Annotated in this window: 11 protein-coding genes; 6 read left to right on the forward strand and 5 right to left on the reverse strand. The window is 69.2% G+C overall.

Going from position 1 to position 15,389, the window contains the following annotated elements:
* Positions 1-39: 39 nt before the first annotated feature.
* Together D7Y04_RS15195 and D7Y04_RS15200 are read left to right on the forward strand one after the other, a co-directional pair.
* Entirely contained in the window at positions 40-5,586 is a 5,547-nt protein-coding gene (locus D7Y04_RS15195; RefSeq protein WP_121759776.1) for a DNA repair ATPase, read from the forward strand.
* 208 nt (positions 5,587-5,794) lie between these two features.
* A complete protein-coding gene (locus tag D7Y04_RS15200; protein ID WP_120598442.1) occupies positions 5,795-6,394 on the forward strand; it encodes a hypothetical protein in 600 nt (199 codons plus the stop codon).
* 42 nt (positions 6,395-6,436) lie between these two features.
* Here D7Y04_RS15200 and D7Y04_RS15205 read toward each other — a convergent pair whose 3' ends face one another.
* A complete protein-coding gene (locus tag D7Y04_RS15205) occupies positions 6,437-7,039 on the reverse strand; it encodes an expansin EXLX1 family cellulose-binding protein (protein ID WP_120598443.1) in 603 nt (200 codons plus the stop codon).
* Positions 7,040-7,254: 215 nt separating this feature from the next.
* Between D7Y04_RS15205 and D7Y04_RS44445 the strand changes: the two genes are divergently transcribed.
* The gene (locus D7Y04_RS44445; protein WP_158620773.1) at positions 7,255-7,857 is read left to right on the forward strand and encodes a hypothetical protein; all 603 of its coding nucleotides are present in this window, start codon (positions 7,255-7,257) and stop codon (positions 7,855-7,857) included.
* 101 nt (positions 7,858-7,958) lie between these two features.
* Here the strand turns inward: D7Y04_RS44445 and D7Y04_RS15215 are convergent, their stop codons facing one another.
* Positions 7,959-9,785: a von Willebrand factor type A domain-containing protein gene (locus tag D7Y04_RS15215; RefSeq protein ID WP_121759777.1), complete on the reverse strand. Its 1,827-nt coding sequence runs from the start codon at positions 9,783-9,785 to the stop codon at positions 7,959-7,961.
* Positions 9,786-9,929: 144 nt separating this feature from the next.
* Between D7Y04_RS15215 and D7Y04_RS15220 the strand changes: the two genes are divergently transcribed.
* Positions 9,930-10,421 carry a VOC family protein gene (locus D7Y04_RS15220; RefSeq protein ID WP_014397268.1) on the forward strand — a complete coding sequence of 164 codons (492 nt, stop codon included), beginning with the start codon at positions 9,930-9,932 and terminating at the stop codon, positions 10,419-10,421.
* On the opposite strand, the gene D7Y04_RS15225 is transcribed toward D7Y04_RS15220, so the two are convergent.
* Both D7Y04_RS15225 and D7Y04_RS15230 read right to left on the reverse strand, forming a co-directional pair.
* Positions 10,378-11,505: a heparan-alpha-glucosaminide N-acetyltransferase domain-containing protein gene (locus tag D7Y04_RS15225; protein WP_120597479.1), complete on the reverse strand. Its 1,128-nt coding sequence runs from the start codon at positions 11,503-11,505 to the stop codon at positions 10,378-10,380. The two genes, D7Y04_RS15220 and D7Y04_RS15225, sit on opposite strands and share 44 nt — an antisense overlap.
* Before the next feature lie 68 nt (positions 11,506-11,573).
* Complete coding sequence (locus D7Y04_RS15230; protein ID WP_121759778.1) at positions 11,574-13,445, reverse strand: hypothetical protein; 1,872 nt, start codon at positions 13,443-13,445, stop codon at positions 11,574-11,576.
* A gap of 190 nt (positions 13,446-13,635) precedes the next feature.
* Here D7Y04_RS15230 and D7Y04_RS44450 point away from each other — a divergent pair, with 190 nt between their 5' ends.
* On the forward strand, positions 13,636-13,800 hold the full coding sequence (locus D7Y04_RS44450) for a hypothetical protein (protein WP_158627523.1): 165 nt from the start codon (positions 13,636-13,638) through the stop codon (positions 13,798-13,800).
* A gap of 339 nt (positions 13,801-14,139) precedes the next feature.
* Here D7Y04_RS44450 and D7Y04_RS15235 read toward each other — a convergent pair whose 3' ends face one another.
* The gene (locus D7Y04_RS15235) at positions 14,140-15,129 is read right to left on the reverse strand and encodes an alpha/beta fold hydrolase (protein WP_211486759.1); all 990 of its coding nucleotides are present in this window, start codon (positions 15,127-15,129) and stop codon (positions 14,140-14,142) included.
* Between the two features lie 82 nt (positions 15,130-15,211).
* Between D7Y04_RS15235 and D7Y04_RS44455 the strand changes: the two genes are divergently transcribed.
* Positions 15,212-15,355, forward strand: coding sequence for a hypothetical protein (locus tag D7Y04_RS44455; protein ID WP_158627524.1), 144 nt, complete (start codon positions 15,212-15,214; stop codon positions 15,353-15,355).
* Positions 15,356-15,389: the final 34 nt, after the last annotated feature.

The following is a 15,389-nucleotide window of genomic DNA, read 5'->3' on the forward strand; positions in this document are numbered from 1 at the left end:
GCCTCCCGCCAATCGCAATCCCTTCTTCGGTGAACATCCATGGCAACTGACAGCACCAAGACCCCGGGCACCCAGGTGCCCGGGGGCGAGGCGACGCTGGAGGGCGGCAGCTACGAGGTCATCCGTGCGCGCCTCGTCTCCCAGGCGGACGCGCTGGCGACCCAGGCGAACGACCTCAACGGGCGGCGCAAGGCGCTGTTCGGTGGCACGGAGCTCACCGTCATTGGCAACGAGCGGGTACGCACGGAGAACAACTGCGTCCCCCGCGACATCGTCAGCGTCGGGAAGTACCTCCTCTTCGGCTACAACGTCTTCATCGGCCTGAAGAAGGAGACGAACATCTCGGACGTCTTCTCGCTGCACCGCTTCGAGAAGACGGCCGAGGGCTTCGACTTGTCCGCCGTGCCTCCTACGGAGGCCGGCGGCTTCCTCGCGGACCCCCGGTTCGTGAAGGACTTCGGCGAGCTGTACAAGTACTACAAGGACGCGAAGCTGCTGCAGCTGCGGCGGCGGGACTCGCGCCTGCTCGCGGTGTTCCAGACGGGCCTGTCCGCGCGCGACCTCAAGGTCTTCCGCTTCAACGTGGACGTGGAGGGTCACGCCACCTACGTGGACAACCAGGGTGAGCGCGACCACGTCTACCCGCCGTCACACGACTTCGAGTGGACGGTGGCCACGCGCGAGCAGTACGTGCTGGGCCAGCACCCGCACGTCAACGTGTTGGATCAGGTCTTCGTGGAGACGGTGAAGGGCGACCTCACCGTGAAGGTGGAGGACAACACCGCCACCGGCCTGGGCATCTACAGCGAGCCGGTGGACGACCCGGACCAGTCGCTGGACGACGCGGAGTTCGCCTGGACGCAGGTGGGCGGGCTCATCCTCCTGCGCATCCTGCCGTTCCGGGAGAAGGCGTACCGCTACCTCGTCTTCAACTCGCGCACCCAGCACGTGGTGCGCATCGACGCCATTGGCCAGTCCTGTGTGCGGCTGCCGGAGGACCAGGGCATCGTCTTCCCGGGCGGCTACTACCTCCAGACGGGCGACTACAAGGTCTTCGACGGCGCGTCGGAGGGGATGGAGTTCCACCAGGCGGTGCGCTCGCCCAACGGTGAGGACGTGCTCTACGTCTTCCACCGCCGGGACGAGGGCGCGTATGTGCTCTTCCCGTACAACCTGGTGCGCAAGGAGGTGCAGACGCCGCTGCAGGCGAACGGAATGAGCCTCTTCGCGGACGGTGGGCTGGTGGTGTTCCGCGCCACGTCGCAGGAGCCCACGCGCGTGCACCCCATGCAGGTGTGGCAGACGCCGTTCGTCTCGGACGAGCACGCGGCGAAGGTGCCCCCCGCGCCGGGCTACCTGGGCAAGGTGGGCAACGCGGAGCTGGTGCGCGGCATCAGTGACGCCCTGACGCTGCCGCGCGTGGCGAAGACGGACAAGCCCACGCGCCGCACCTACGAGGACCTGGTCTCCGCGGCCACGCGTGCCCTGGACGCGTACTACTGGCTCTCCCACGCGGAAGTGGGGCTCCAGGCGCCCATCGAGCTGCTGCGCCGCACCTCCGAGCTCATCATCGATGAGTTCGAGAAGGTCCTCGCGATGCGCAAGCGCGCGGAGGAGTCGCTCGCGCAGGCGCTTCAGGCGCAGGAGACGCTGCTGCTCAACGCGCAGCCGGAGGGGCTCACGGATGCCGAGGGCTTCATGCGCGCGCTGGCGGACCTGCGCCGGCACCGCGGGCACCTCATCACCTTGAAGGACGTCCGCTACATGGACCTGGGGCGCGTGGACGCCCTGGAGCAGGCGGTGGTGGCCGCGTCCGACGCGGTGAGCACCGCGTGCGTGGACTTCCTCCAGAAGGGTGAAGCGCTCCAGCCCCTGGCCTCGCGGCTGGACGGGCTGCTGGAGCGGCTGGAGCCGCTGACGACGACGGCCGAGCTGGCCCCGCTGGCCGAGGACGTGGATCGCACCAGCCAGGGCCTGGAGGTGCTGGGTGAGGTGGTGGGCGGGCTTCAGGTGGGCGACCCGCTGGCCCGGGCCAAGATCCTCGAGGGCATCTCCGAGCTGTTCAGCCGGTTGAATCGCGTGCGCGCGGGGCTCCAGGCGAAGCGCAAGGAGCTGTCCGGCAAGGAGAAGCGCGCGGAGTTCGGCGCGCAGTTCAAGCTGCTGGGGCAGAGCATCGAGAACGCGCTGTCGCAGGCGGACTCGCCGGAGAAGTGCGACGAGGCGCTCTCCAAGCTCACCGTGCTCCTGGAGGAGCTGGAGGGCCGCTTCGGCGAGTTCGACGAGTTCCTGGGGCAGATCACCCAGAAGCGCGAGGAGCTGCTGGAGGCCTTCGGCGCGCGCAAGCAGGCGCTGGTGGACGAGCGTCAGCGCCGGGCCTCGGGCCTCTTTGGCGCGGCGGAGCGCATCCTCCAGGGCGTGCAGCGCCGGGCGAAGTCGTTCAAGGCGGACGACGAGCTCAACGCCTACTTCGCGTCCGACGCGATGATCCTCAAGCTGCGGCAGCTGGCGGAACAGCTGCTGGCGCTCCAGGACAGCGTGCGCGCGGACGAAGTGCTGTCGCGCGTGAAGTCCGCGAAGCAGGACGCCCTGCGCGCCCTGCGCGACAAGCAGGACCTGTTCGAGGGCGGCGAAGGCCTCATCAAGCTGGGGCCCTATCGCTTCCACGTCAACACGCAGCCGCTGGAGCTGACGCTCGTCCCTCGCGACGGCGCGCTGTACCTCCAGCTCACCGGCTCCGACTACACCCAGAAGCTGGAGGACCCGGAGCTGCTGAAGTACCGCGAGCTCTGGGATCAGCACCTGGTCTCCGAGACGCGCGACGTGTACCGCGCGGAGTACCTGGCCGCGGGCCTGCTGATGGACGCGGAGGAGGGGAAGGGCGGCCTCACGCTCACGGCGTTGTACGAGGCCGGCGCGCAGGGGCAGTTGATGGAGCGCGTGCGCGCGTACGCGGCGGACCGCTTCGACGAGGGCTACGAGCGCGGAGTGCACGACTCGGACGCGACGGCGCTCCTGGAGAAGCTGCTCGCGCTGCACCAGGGCGCGGGCCTGCTGCGCTTCGCCCCGGTGCCTCGCGCCTGGGCCGCGCTGTACTGGGCGTTCGACCCGGACGACACGCTCCGGGGCGTGTTCCACCGGCGCGCGCGCAGCCTCGCGCGGCTGCGGCAGGCGTTCGACATCGGCTCGGACCTGGTGGCGCTGGGTGACGAGCTGGGCGAGCGCGTGCTCTCGTTCCTCCAGGGCCACGGCCTCGCGGCGTCGCCCGCGGAGGGCCGGCAGGCGGGTCGCTACCTCGTGGAGGAGCTGGCGGTGGACCGCCCGCGCTTCACCACCAGCCGCGAGGCCCTGGCGCTGAAAGATGCCTTCCTCGCGCACCTGGACCGCCACGGTTCGCGCACCGCGTTCGACGACGACCTGCGCGGCCTGGAGAAGAACCTGCCGGAGCGCCTGCGCATCGCTCGCGCCTGGGTGGACGCGTTCCTCGCGAAGCGCGAGGGCGGCCCGGGTGACGCGGCCCACGTCGCGCTGGAGACGGCGGTGGTGCTCCTCACCGAGCGCAAGCTGGACCGCGAGACGGCGGGCGCCATCACCGCCACGGAGGCCACGGGCCTCCTGGGCAGCCATTCGCGTGTCCAGGACCGCAAGCTGTCCCTGCGCCTGGATGAGTTCCTGGCGCGGCTGGGCGAGTTCCGCCAGGTGCGCGTGCCCGCCTACGTGGCCTACCGCTCGTACCTGCGCGACCTGCTGGACCGCGAGCGGCGCAAGCTGCGGCTGGAGGAGCTGACGCCCAAGGTGCTCACGAGCTTCGTGCGCAACCGGCTCATCGACGAGGTGTACCTGCCGCTCATCGGCGCGAACCTGGCCAAGCAGCTGGGCGCGGCGGGCGAGGGCAAGCGCACGGACCGCATGGGCATGCTGCTGCTCATGTCGCCGCCGGGCTACGGCAAGACGACGCTGATGGAGTACGTGGCCAGCCGCCTGGGCCTCACCTTCGTGAAGGTGAACGGGCCGGCGCTGGGTCACTCCGTGAAGTCGCTGGATCCGTCGGAGGCGCCCAACGCCACCGCGCGGCAGGAGGTGGAGCGCATCAACCTGTCCTTCGAGATGGGCAACAACGTGATGCTCTACCTCGACGACATCCAGCACACGGATCCGGAGCTGCTCCAGAAGTTCATCTCCCTGTGCGACGGCCAGCGCCGCGTGGAGGGTGTCTGGAATGGCCAGACGCGCACGTATGATCTGCGCGGCAAGAAGTTCTGCGTGGTGATGGCCGGCAACCCGTACACGGAGACGGGCGAGCGCTTCCGCATCCCGGACATGCTCGCGAACCGCGCGGACACCTACAACCTGGGTGACATCCTCGACGGCAAGGAGGACCTGTTCGCGCTCAGCTACCTGGAGAACGCGCTCACCTCCAACCCGGTGCTCGCGCCGCTGGCCACGCGCGACCCGCAGGACGTGCACCGACTCATCCGGATGGCCAAGGGCGAGGACGTCCCCTCCGGCGAGCTGAAGCACGGCTACGCGGCGGCGGAGCTGCAGGAGATTGTCGCTGTCTTCCAGCGGCTGTTCCGCGTGCAGCAGGTGCTGCTCAAGGTGAACCTCCAGTACATCGCGTCCGCCGCGCAGGACGAGCGCTTCCGCACGGAGCCTCCGTTCAAGCTGCAGGGCAGCTACCGCAACATGGGCAAGATGGCGGAGAAGGTCGTCTCCGCGATGACGGACGATGAGCTGGAGCGCCGCATCGACGACCACTACCAGGGCGAATCCCAGACGCTCACCACCGCGGCGGAGCAGAACCTGCTCAAGCTCCAGGAGATGCGCGGGCGCCTGACGCCGGAGAAGGCGAAGCGCTGGGAGGAGATCAAGCAGGGCTTCGCCCGCGTGAAGCGCATGGGGGGCAAGGAGGACGACCCCGTGGCGCGCGTCACCGGACAGCTGGGCGCCATCGAGGAACAGCTGGGCGCCGTGCGCGACGCGGTGGTGCAGGCCGCCGCGCAGGCGAACGTCCCCAGCGAGGACACGCCCGTGGCCCCGCACCTGGAGGCCCTGCGCGAGGCCGTGCTGGAGGTGGCCCGCGTCAGCCGCGAGGCCGCCCAGAAGCCGCCCGCCCCGGTGCAGGTGTCGCTCCCGGCCATGCCCCAGGCTGCCCCGGTGGCCCAGGCTCCGGCCACGGACCTGGCCCCGTACCTCAAGCACCTGGCGCAGCTGCTCAAGGCCCTCACGGAGCGCGTGGCCACCCAGGCGGAGGAGGCGCCCACGCTGCGCAACGCGCCCATGCCCCAGGCGGCCGCGCCGGACTTCGGCCCGTACATGGCGCAGCTCTCCAAGGCCATCACGGCCCTGGCGGACCGGCCGGTGTCGGTGTCCCTGCCTTCCCAGGCGGAGTCGCTCCAGCGCGCCGCGAATGGTCCGTCTCCGGCGGAGCTGAGCCGGCAGATTGAACTGGTGGAGGGCGCGCTGCTGCCCCTGGAGCGCGCCGCCCGCCGCAACGTGCAGGGCGAAGGCGAGGGCATCAAGGCGCTCCAGGTCTGGCAGGGCGTCACTGAAGCCCTGGAGCTGCTGCGCGGCATGCTGCGGCGCTAATCAGGTTTGCATGTCTGGCATTTGCCTTTAAAGGGGTTGGAGCGGTTCCAACCCCTGGAGGGCAATGCCGTCCATCGTCGCGTTCTGATGGGTGACTTCGCACCCCTGGGTTTGGGTGGCAGGCATTGAGGGTGAAATGTTTTCAGTGTCTGACGTTTGATTTTATACGGGAGGCGCTTCAACCACCCCAACCCTGGAGTGCACTCCCATGCTGAACATCAAGTCTGTTGTTTCACTTTGCGCCGTCGCGGGCCTCACTGCGTGTGGCGCTGGCGTGGAGGGGGAGGACGGCCTCGCCACCCAGGAGTCCGCGCTGGTGACGGGCACCTCCCAGGGCTGCACGTTCACGGTGTCGTCCGCGGCGCGGACGGGAACCGTTCCTCCCATCTATGACGTCACCGTCACGCGCGCGGCGGATGCCACCTGTGCCTTCGGCGCGGACAGCGTGGTGGTGGGCTCTTCCACCGGCACCTCGCCCACGCTGTCGCTGGCGGCCAACGACCTGGGCGTGGCCGTGAGCTTCACGTACAAGACCAGCGTCAGTGGCAGCTCGCCCCAGTCCCTGGGCCTCCGGCACGTGGCTCCGGACACGATGGCCATCGTCCGCTCCACGGGCCTGTCCATCTTCCTGGGCTCGGGCTCCATCTACTCGGGCAGCCTGTCCATCGCGTCCAACGGGACGACGCTCACCGTGTCCGGCACGAAGAGCGGCACCATCTCCGGCCAGACGGGCTCGGGGAACAACTACGTGGCCAGCTACGTGAACTTCTTCACCAGCACCACGTCCCCGTCCGTCTTCACGTTCTGATGCGCTGACGCAGTGACGGACGGGGCGGCGGGGCGCGTGCGCCTACTTCTGGGGCGCGAACTGCTCCGCCCCGTCCACGCTGCCGTCGTCCAGCACCTTCTCCACGGTGTCGACGAGCTGCTGGCCGCCCGTGGCGGTGACGCGCAACTGGAAGCGGCCCTCGCCCACGCCTGAGTCGGTGACGAAGTAGTTGTAGCTCTCGCGCTTCAGCGCCTTCCAATCACCGTCGCGCTTCCACTCCAGCTTCTGGATGGGCAGCCGGTGGTTGCGCACCTGGATGGCCGTCCACCAGGGGTTGCTGCCGTCCTTGAAGTGGTACTTCACCGGACCCGCCACGTCGCAGGACACCGGCGTCCAGGTGATGTTCACCCGACCGTCCTTCGCCTCGGCTACCTTGTCGAAGGCCTCGCGGGACAGGTCCAGGTGGCCCTTATCGCAATCCGGGCACTGGTCCACGATGCGCACGCGCACGTTGCCCTTGGGCCCCACGATGTCCACGCACTGGCCGCAGGCGGCGCTGTTGTCGTACTGCTCGCGGTTCATCGCGGCCACCATCAGGTCGCCGCCCGGGTCGTAGCTGCAGTTGCCGCCCCCGTTGGCGTCGTAGAAGGTCGCAATCCCTTTCTGCTCGGATCCCAGGGCCACGCCTCCGCCCGAGGCAGAGTCGCCGCATGCTCCACAGGCAAGCGAGGTCAGGGCCAACACCAACGCATTTTGCAACGAAGCGGGTCGGTTCATACCGCGCACTATACACGCGTCGCTCCGCGTCAAGGGCAGACAGGACTCTGTGTCTTGGTTCTGTCAGACGAGCTTGTTAGCGTCCGGGCCTTCCCCCTCCCCAAAAAAGGAAAGGAATTCCCATGATGAACAAACTGACGTCCGTGGTGTGCCTTGGGTCCGCTCTTGCCCTCTCCGCGTGTGGCGGTCCGGAGCAGGAGGACGGCGCGGAGCTCGCGCAGCAGAGTGCGGCGCTGACCACGGCGTCCTCGCAGGGCTGTGACTACGAAGCGACCACGGTGCAGATCACCACCTCGCCGCCGCAGTACAATGTCGTCCTCACCCGCACGGGTGGCGCCAGCTGCACCCTGACGACGGGCGCGTCGGTGGTGCTCCAGACCGTCCCGCTGAACGCGCCGGGCACCGTGTCCCTCTCCGGCTCCAGCCTGGGGCTCGCGGTGGGCTTCACGATGAAGAACGGCTGGAGCGGCTCGGCCGCCACCGTCATGGCCGTGCGCGCGGTGGACCCCACGACGCTCGCCACCACGCGCAACGGGGACATCTACTGCGATTACATGACGGGCAGCATCCTGACCGGCAGCGCCGGCCTGAACAGCACCGGGACCAACCTGAGCGTCTCCGGCACCAAGGCATGCAAGATCAACGGCCGGTCGGGGACCTACTGGTACGGGACCTTCACCGACTTCTTCACCAGCACCACGGCGCCAGTCATCAGCACCATCTGAAGCACCCCTGAAAAAGCCCTGCCCGCCACCGGTGCATCCCCGGTGGCGGGCAGAGCCCCCCTTGCTGCGCGTTCCCCGGTGTGTCGTGCTGGGTACTGCCCTCAGTGGCCGCTGGCCGACGCGGTCGTCAGCGCGCGGGCCTGGCCGATGAGACGAACGAACTCGGTGCGGTCGGCGTCACCGGCCACGGCGCCCTCCGCCAGCTTCTGCGTGGTGGCCAGGCTCCAGCCCTCGGCGGCGGGCGCGGCGCGGAGGATGTCCGCGGTGGCGGCCACGGCGACGGCGAAGCGGAAGTCATTGGACGCGGCCTCCATGGACGGCTTCAGGTTGGCGCGGGTGAGCGGGAAGGCCTGCTCCTTGGCCTCCGTGCCGTTGGGCGCCTTGGCGCGGATGCGCACGGTGGCCACGTCCTGCGCCTCGCCCGTGAGCTCCACTTCGTAGAGCGCCGTCACGGTGTGGCCCGCGCCAATCTCGCCCGCGTCCACCTTGTCGTCGCGGAAGTCCTTGTCCGCGATGTCGCGGTTCTCGTAGCCCATCAGGCGGTAGCGGCTGACGGCCTTGGGGTTGAACTCCACCTGGAACTTCACGTCCTTCGCGATGACCTCCAGCGTGCCGGTCAGCTGCGTCTCGAAGACCTTGCGCGCCTCCTTCATGCTGTCCACGTAGAAGCTGTTGCCGTTGCCCTTGTCGGCCAGCTGCTCCATCAGCGAGTCGTGGTAGTTGCCCATGCCGAAGCCCACCGTGGTGAGCGTGACGCCCTCGGCCACGTACTTCTCGATGCTGGACAGCATGGCCTTGGGGGTGAGGTTGGGGCCGATGTTGGCGTCGCCGTCCGTGAGCACCACCACGCGGGACACCACGCCACCCGCGGCCTTCTTCACCGCGTGCTTGTAGGCCGTCTCCATGCCGGAGCCCATGGCCGTGCCGCCGCCCGCGACCAGCGTGTCCAGCGCCGCGTGGATCTTCTTCACGTCCGTGGCGGGCGTGGGGGCCAGCACGTCCCGCGTGGAGCCCGCGTAGGTGACGAGCGCCACGGTGTCGTTCTCATTGAGGTTCTTCACCGCGACCTTGATGGACTCGATGGCCAGCGGGAGCTTGTCCGACGACGCCATGGAGCCGCTGGTGTCCACCAGGAACACCAGGTGCGCGGGCTTGCGCTGCGAGCGGGAGACGACCTTGCCCTGCACACCCACGCGCAGGAACTGGCGGCGCGCGTTGAAGGGCGAGGGCGCGCCCTCCAGGTGCACCGTGAAGGCGCCTTCGTCCGGCGGCGTGTAGCGGTACTTGAAGTAGTTGACGAACTCCTCCACGCGCACCGCGTGGGTGGGCGGCAGCTGGCCCTGCTGCAGGTAGCGCCGCGCCATGGAGTAGGAGGCCGTGTCCACGTCCGCCGCGAAGGTGGACAGGTTGTCCTTCGCCGTCTCGGTGAAGGCGTTGGCCTTGTAGGTCTCGAAGACGTTGCCGCCCTCGGCGACGCCCTTGTCGCCATCCACCGCCTGCATCTTGCCCTTCTCCATGGGCTGCTGGACCGGCGGCGGGGCAGGCATCATGACGCCTGCCGGCGCGCCCATGGCCACGGTGGCGGCCTTGGCGTCCTTCGCCGGCGCCGCGCGCCGCATGGCCGGCTCCGCCGCGGCCAGGGCATCGGAAGCCTCACGCTCCTCGGCCATCATCGGCGCGGGCGCGGCGGCGACGTCACCGCGCTTCTTGGCGGCCGGGGTGGAGGGGGGCGGGGACGGGGGCGCGACAAGGGCCGTGGACTCGTCCTTGGGGGCGCTCCGGGTGGTCGCCGTGGCCTGGGGCTTGAGCTCGTTGCGCGCCGACACGCCCTGCGCCGGCTCCAGGGAGGAGCACGCGCTCACGAGGCTGGCGCAGAGGAGGGCACCACTGACGAAGGACACGCGGCGCTTCGAGAAGAAAGGGGACATGGGCGGCTCCGGGACGACGGGAGGAAGTCAGCGTGCCCCTGGAAACGGCCGACCTCCGGAATGGGTTTATCCGGTGAATTTTTCCCGGGTCCATTCGTGGGCCGCGCTTGCGTGGGGGGACCCCTTTTGCGACGGTCCCCGGCCATGGAGACGACACGACCGTTCCGGATTCTGGGCATCCAGCAGATCGCCATCGGGGGGCTGGACAAGGGCGCCCTGCGCAAGCTGTGGGTGGACACGCTGGGCCTGACGGCCCACGGCACCTACCGCAGCGAGAAGGAGAACGTGGACGAGGACATCGTCGTGGCGGGCGCGGGCCCCTTCAAGGTGGAGGTGGACTTGATGCAGCCCGTCAATCCCGACGGCCGTCCCAAGGTGCACGACCCGGCGCTCAACCACGTGGGTCTGTGGGTGGACGACCTGGCGGTGGCCGTCAAGTGGCTGGAAGGGCAGGGCATGCGCTTCACGCCCGGCGGCATCCGCAAGGGCGCGGCGGGCTTCGACGTGTGCTTCATCCACCCGAAGGCCAGCGATCAGTTCCCGCTGAGCGGCGAGGGCGTCCTCATCGAGCTGGTGCAGGCCCCGCCGGAGATCATCCGCGCCTTCGAACAGGCCGCAGCCAGCGCGGCGCACTGAGCAGCCACTGTCCGGCGCGCGCGAAGGCCTTCTTCACCGCGCGCTCCACCGGATCCCACGCGATGCACAACACGTACGTGCACGCGATGAGCAGCGCGAGCAGGCCGGAGAACTTCAGCCACCCGCTGGAGTCGCCCCACAGCTTCTGGAACGAGAAGACGCCGAAGACGCGGTAGTACAGCAGCATCTCGTGGAAGAAGTACGCGGACAGCGACGAGGTGCCGAAGACTTCCAGGAAGCGGCGCGCGCGTGACGGCTTCGCGTCCGGCGCCATCCGTCCCTCCACCCACAGCATCACGAGCAGCACCGCGCAGACCCACATGAAGCGGGTGGCGGAGTTGGACGGGTTGGTGACGAAGAAGCGGTGCGGCGGATAGAGGTCGTTGAGCACGCGCGGCATCAGCGTCCCCAGCAGCCCCAGCGCGATGAGGAAGCCCAGGGCCCGCGCCAATCCCTTGCGGCCCCACGCCCCCGCGATGCAGCCTGAGAAGGCGCCCAGCCACGCGAAGCCCACCCATGGCACCAGCGGGAAGGGGGCCCAGTTGGACTTGCGCAGGAACGACGCCCAGGGCTCGCCGGCGGAGTCGCTGAAGGGTGCCAGGGCGAACGCCACCATCGCCAGGACGAACGCGGTGCCCGCGAGCACTCGCGGACGTGAGGCTAGCAGCGCGGCCATGGGCAGGGTGAGCAGCAGGCACAGCCCCACGCAATGGAGGATGTCCAGGCGCAGCAGCCACACGGGCTCGGAGCGGATGGGGAACCACACCCAGTTGACGAGCGCGGCGACGGCGAACACCTCCGTGATGCGGCGCAGGTTGCGGCGCACGCGCTCGTTCAGCACGCCCGAGGCGGCGCTGCGCACCATGAGCAGCGCCAGCGCGAACCCGGCGGAGAAGATGAACGCGGGGGCCACCAGTCCGTCCACCTTGAGCAGCCGTCCGGTCCACACGCTCTTGCGCAGCTCGGGGGTGAGCAGCACGAGCGCATGGGTCTGGACCATCAAGAGGACGGAGAGGCCGCGCAGCCAGTCGATGGCGCGCACGCGCTCGCGGGAAACGGGGGCGGCGGAGGGCAGGGTGCTCACGGGGGGCGCTACCCTACGTCGGTCCCGCGAGCGGTTGCACGCGCCCGCGGGACCGGAAACTCGTTGGACTACCAGCTGACGGCGTCGAGGTAGACCGTGCCCTTCCACGTGCCCGTCGTCTGGAACTCCACGCCCAGTTGGTACAGCGGGGTGGTGGATCCGGAGGGCAGCTTCACGGTGATGGCATTCCACGCGCCGGCCTTGAGGCTGCTGACGGCGATCCAGTTGCCCGTCCAGCGCCAGTTCGCGGAGGCGCCTTCCAGGGTGTAGGGCTGGACGCCGGTGATCTTGCTGCCGGTGGGCAGCCACAGCTGGAACGTCACTGTCTTGCCGGACGGCACGGCCGCGTTGGCCACGGCCACGGTGCCCTTGCCGGAGGTGCCGTTGAAGGGCACGGCCAGCGAACGGGTGCCCGCGGAGGCCTTGGCCGTGGTGGTGCTCACGGCGGACAGCGCGGCGCCGCTGGCGCTCCAGCCCTGCGCGTTGGACTCGAAGCCGTACTTCGACGGGTCGGCCGGGGTGCCCGCGTCGGAGGTGCCGGTGCCTCCATCCGTGCCGGCATCCGGACGCGTGCCGCCGTCCACGCCGCCGTCGGTGCCGGCATCCGGACGCGTGCCGCCGTCGGGAGTGCCCGCGTCGACCGGCGGAGTGCCGGCGTCCACGGTGCCTCCATCGGAGGATCCGCCGCCGCCCGGGGGCGGAAGCGTGGTGCCGGCCGCGGGCAGGCTCAGTCCGCCCGCGTTGAGGAACGTGCCCGCGCGCTGCTTCAGGTACGGCTGGCCGTCGGTGCCCTGGTCGTTCTGGTAGGAGCTCTGGCCGCCCGCGCCGGCGCCGTACATCAGGGCGACAACGCCCACGTTGGCGAACTTGCGCCGGTGCGCGTCACCGCTCGTGCCGAAGAAGTACTCGGTGCGGTTGTCCTTGTAGCCCTGGCGCGCCCCGCCGCTGTTGTTGATGTTGAGGTGGTTGGAGTTGCCCACCGGGATCTGCCACAGCATCCAGCGCTTGCCGGAGGTCTGGTTCCAGAGGCGCAGCCACTCCGCGTAGCGGTTGTACGAGCGCGACGTGAGCGACGCCGCATCGCTCATGTCCCACGTGTGATCCGCGCCCTGCGTGAGGCGGTAGAAGTCCGCGTCACGGTCCAACGGATCGCCCACGACCACGTCGTAGGTGGCGCCGGTGACGTTGGTGCCCAGGCCCATCGGCTTGAGGAAGTTGACGACCTTGTCCACCTCCGGCTGGAGCGGATCCGTGAGCGAGTTGAACGCGATGTCCTTGCCGCTGGCCCACGCGGAGATGTGCAGGCCCAGCACGACGTTGTTCGCGCCCACGGCCTTGCGCAGCTGGAGGAACGCCAGGCTCCATCCGGCGACGGTGTTGGGCAGGCCCGCGAGCTCCGGCATCCCCGAGGAGGCGATGGCCGCGGGAGCGTTGGGGTTGGAGGCCGTCTGGAACTGGAGGAAGCCGACCGCGTCCGGCTCCACATGGAGGATGACGGGGCTGCCGAACGTCTTCGCGCGCTGGAGGAGCAGCTTCACGTCCTCGAAGTAGCTGCGCATGGTGGAGGCGTTCTTCAGCTTCGCGAGCGTCTCCTGCTCGCCGCCGCCCGGCTCACCGAAGAGCTGGTAGTAGGTGACGACGGGGACGTAGCCCTGGGCCTTGGACTCGGTGAAGAAGCTGGCCGCCCAGCTGCCGTCACGGGCGCCGTAGCCCCAGTTGTCCGCCCAGCCCTTGGTGAAGTAGCGGTAGCGCGCGTCCCACGGCACGTTGCTGTCGCGCATCCAGTTCTGGCCGGCCTCCTCGAAGAGGCCCACCATCAAGCGATTCTGGAAGGCTGGGGGCACGGGGCCCTGCACACCCATGGCGGCCTGGGCGGACAGCGCCCCGAGACACGTCAGCGTCAGCAGCGCCGCGAAGGCGCGTCGAATGGTGTTGGTCATGGAGGCGCTAGTACGCCCAGGCGCCCCCAGTCCTTCCGGTGCCGGCCCGCATCACCCCCTGGACGGCCGCTCACCCTCCATGCCACCGGGCGGGCGCCCTTCGACATCGGACATGGACTCCGGAGGAGGGAGAGTCCCCCTGCACGTGCGCCTGCGGTGCTAGCGGGCCCATGTAGGATGTCACGCGTCCTTGCTCCAACCTTTCATGACGCGCGTGAAGCGGGCGCGAGCGAAGCTGGAAGAGCAGGTGCGCCTTGCCTCCTTCCTGGATCACCCGGGCATCTTCCGCGTCGAGGGAATGCAGAAGGCGGAAGGTAACAGCTCGCCGCGCCCCGTCTGGACGGGGCGAGGATGAGCCCGCCGGGCATTGAAGCACGGCGCGGTGGCGTCACTCGGAGCTGGCCGGGAGCGTGACGGTTCCGGGATTCTCGATGGCGGCAAGGGCGGCGCGCAGCAGGTAGCATCCCGGGTCTTCACCGCGCAGGCGAGCCGTTTCCCCCAAGCAGGGGCGAGGCCGGAGCCGGAGGAAGAGAGCCCGTCCTTTGCCGCGACGAGGGAGGAGCCGAAGAAGGAGCGCACACCACGATTGGACTCTCGCCAGGCTGCTACGCAGGACGGAAAGCGCTGGACGTGTTCGCTTGCTCGAAGTGTGGAAACAGGAGATGCGCTCATCCAGCGCGCCTTCGCCGCCCTTTCAAAATGTCTCGAGGAAGGTCTTCATCTCGCGCAGCACCTCGTCATGGTTGGTGAGCCAGACGTAGTGCCGCGCGTGCTCGAGCTTGATGCCCTTCCAGTTCGGCATGCTCATCACGCTCAGCATTTCGGCGTCCCGCTGGAGCGCCCTGGCGCTCAGGGTCCTCAACTTCTCCTGCACGGGACGGTCCATTTGGGAGAAGCCTGGGAGGTCCTCCGCCCGCCCGGACCGAGGCTGATCCACGTAGAGGAAGAGCACGGCCGCCGTCACGGCCGCGAAGTCCACCTGCGAGAAACCCTTCATCACCCGCTCCTCCGCGTGCGGCCACCTGCGGGCGCGCAGGTAGTGCCCGGTCTTCGGATCGAACTCGTTCGCCTCGTCGATCTCGTGCGCGGGGAACGCTCCTCCGACGTCACGCGCGAGCGCGGCGGCGAGCGCGGCGCGTGAGGCCACGTCCTCGGGAGCGGGCTCGCTCGGAGGAGGCATGGGCAGGACCGAAAGGAGCTCCGCCAGCAGGTCACCGTTGGTCCTCACGTCCAGGTAGACCACCTTCTCCACGCGCTCCGGGTGATGGGTTGCCACCCAGGTGAGCTCTGGCCCGGCGGCGGAGTGGCCCACGAATGACGCCTTCGCGATTCCCAGCCCCTCCAGCACCCGGACGACGTCCTCGCCCAGGGTGGCGGTGTCGTAGCCCTGCTCGGGCCAGCTCGACGAGCCAAACCCCCGGCGGGTGACGGCGTAGACGTGATGGGCCGCGGTGAACTCCGGCGCGAAGGTGTCGAACACGTGGCCCGTGTTGCCCAGGCCCGACAGGAAGACGAGCGCGGGTCCCTGGCCTCCGAAGTCGAGCAGCTCGAGCTCGACCCCCTCGGCCACCTTCACCCGCTTCACCTGATGCAACGCGCTGGAGTCGGCAGAAGCCGGGACCGGGACGGACTTCGTCGTCACACAGGCAAACAGCGGCAAGCAGAGGAGGAGGAGTTTTCGCATGGACTGACTCAACTACAGGGAATGCGGAGACCACCAGGGAAGCCCATGGGTAACAGCTCGCCGCGCCCCATCTGGACGGGGCGTGGATGAGCCCCCGCCCGGCTTCGAGGAAGCCGCGGCGGAGCTGGAGAAGACCGTGACGGAAGCGGGGCAGGTCCTGGTGGAGCTGGGACTCCGGAGCCGCCGTCCTTCGTCGGTTCGTGTGGACGACATCACCACGAGATAGCGGAAGGCTGGGCCGTCATGTGCCCCCAGTGTGC

Source organism: Corallococcus sp. AB038B (genome assembly GCF_003668955.1).
Taxonomy (GTDB): Bacteria; Myxococcota; Myxococcia; order Myxococcales; family Myxococcaceae; genus Corallococcus; species Corallococcus exiguus.

Coding starts and splice junctions, on each gene's coding strand:
- D7Y04_RS15195 (WP_121759776.1), top strand. CDS start 40: ATGGCAACTGACAGCACCAAGACCCCGGGCACCCAGGTGCCCGGGGGC.
- D7Y04_RS15200 (WP_120598442.1), top strand. CDS start 5,795: ATGCTGAACATCAAGTCTGTTGTTTCACTTTGCGCCGTCGCGGGCCTC.
- D7Y04_RS44445 (WP_158620773.1), top strand. CDS start 7,255: ATGATGAACAAACTGACGTCCGTGGTGTGCCTTGGGTCCGCTCTTGCC.
- D7Y04_RS15215 (WP_121759777.1), bottom strand. CDS start 9,785: ATGTCCCCTTTCTTCTCGAAGCGCCGCGTGTCCTTCGTCAGTGGTGCC.
- D7Y04_RS15220 (WP_014397268.1), top strand. CDS start 9,930: ATGGAGACGACACGACCGTTCCGGATTCTGGGCATCCAGCAGATCGCC.
- D7Y04_RS15230 (WP_121759778.1), bottom strand. CDS start 13,445: ATGACCAACACCATTCGACGCGCCTTCGCGGCGCTGCTGACGCTGACG.
- D7Y04_RS15235 (WP_211486759.1), bottom strand. CDS start 15,129: ATGCGAAAACTCCTCCTCCTCTGCTTGCCGCTGTTTGCCTGTGTGACG.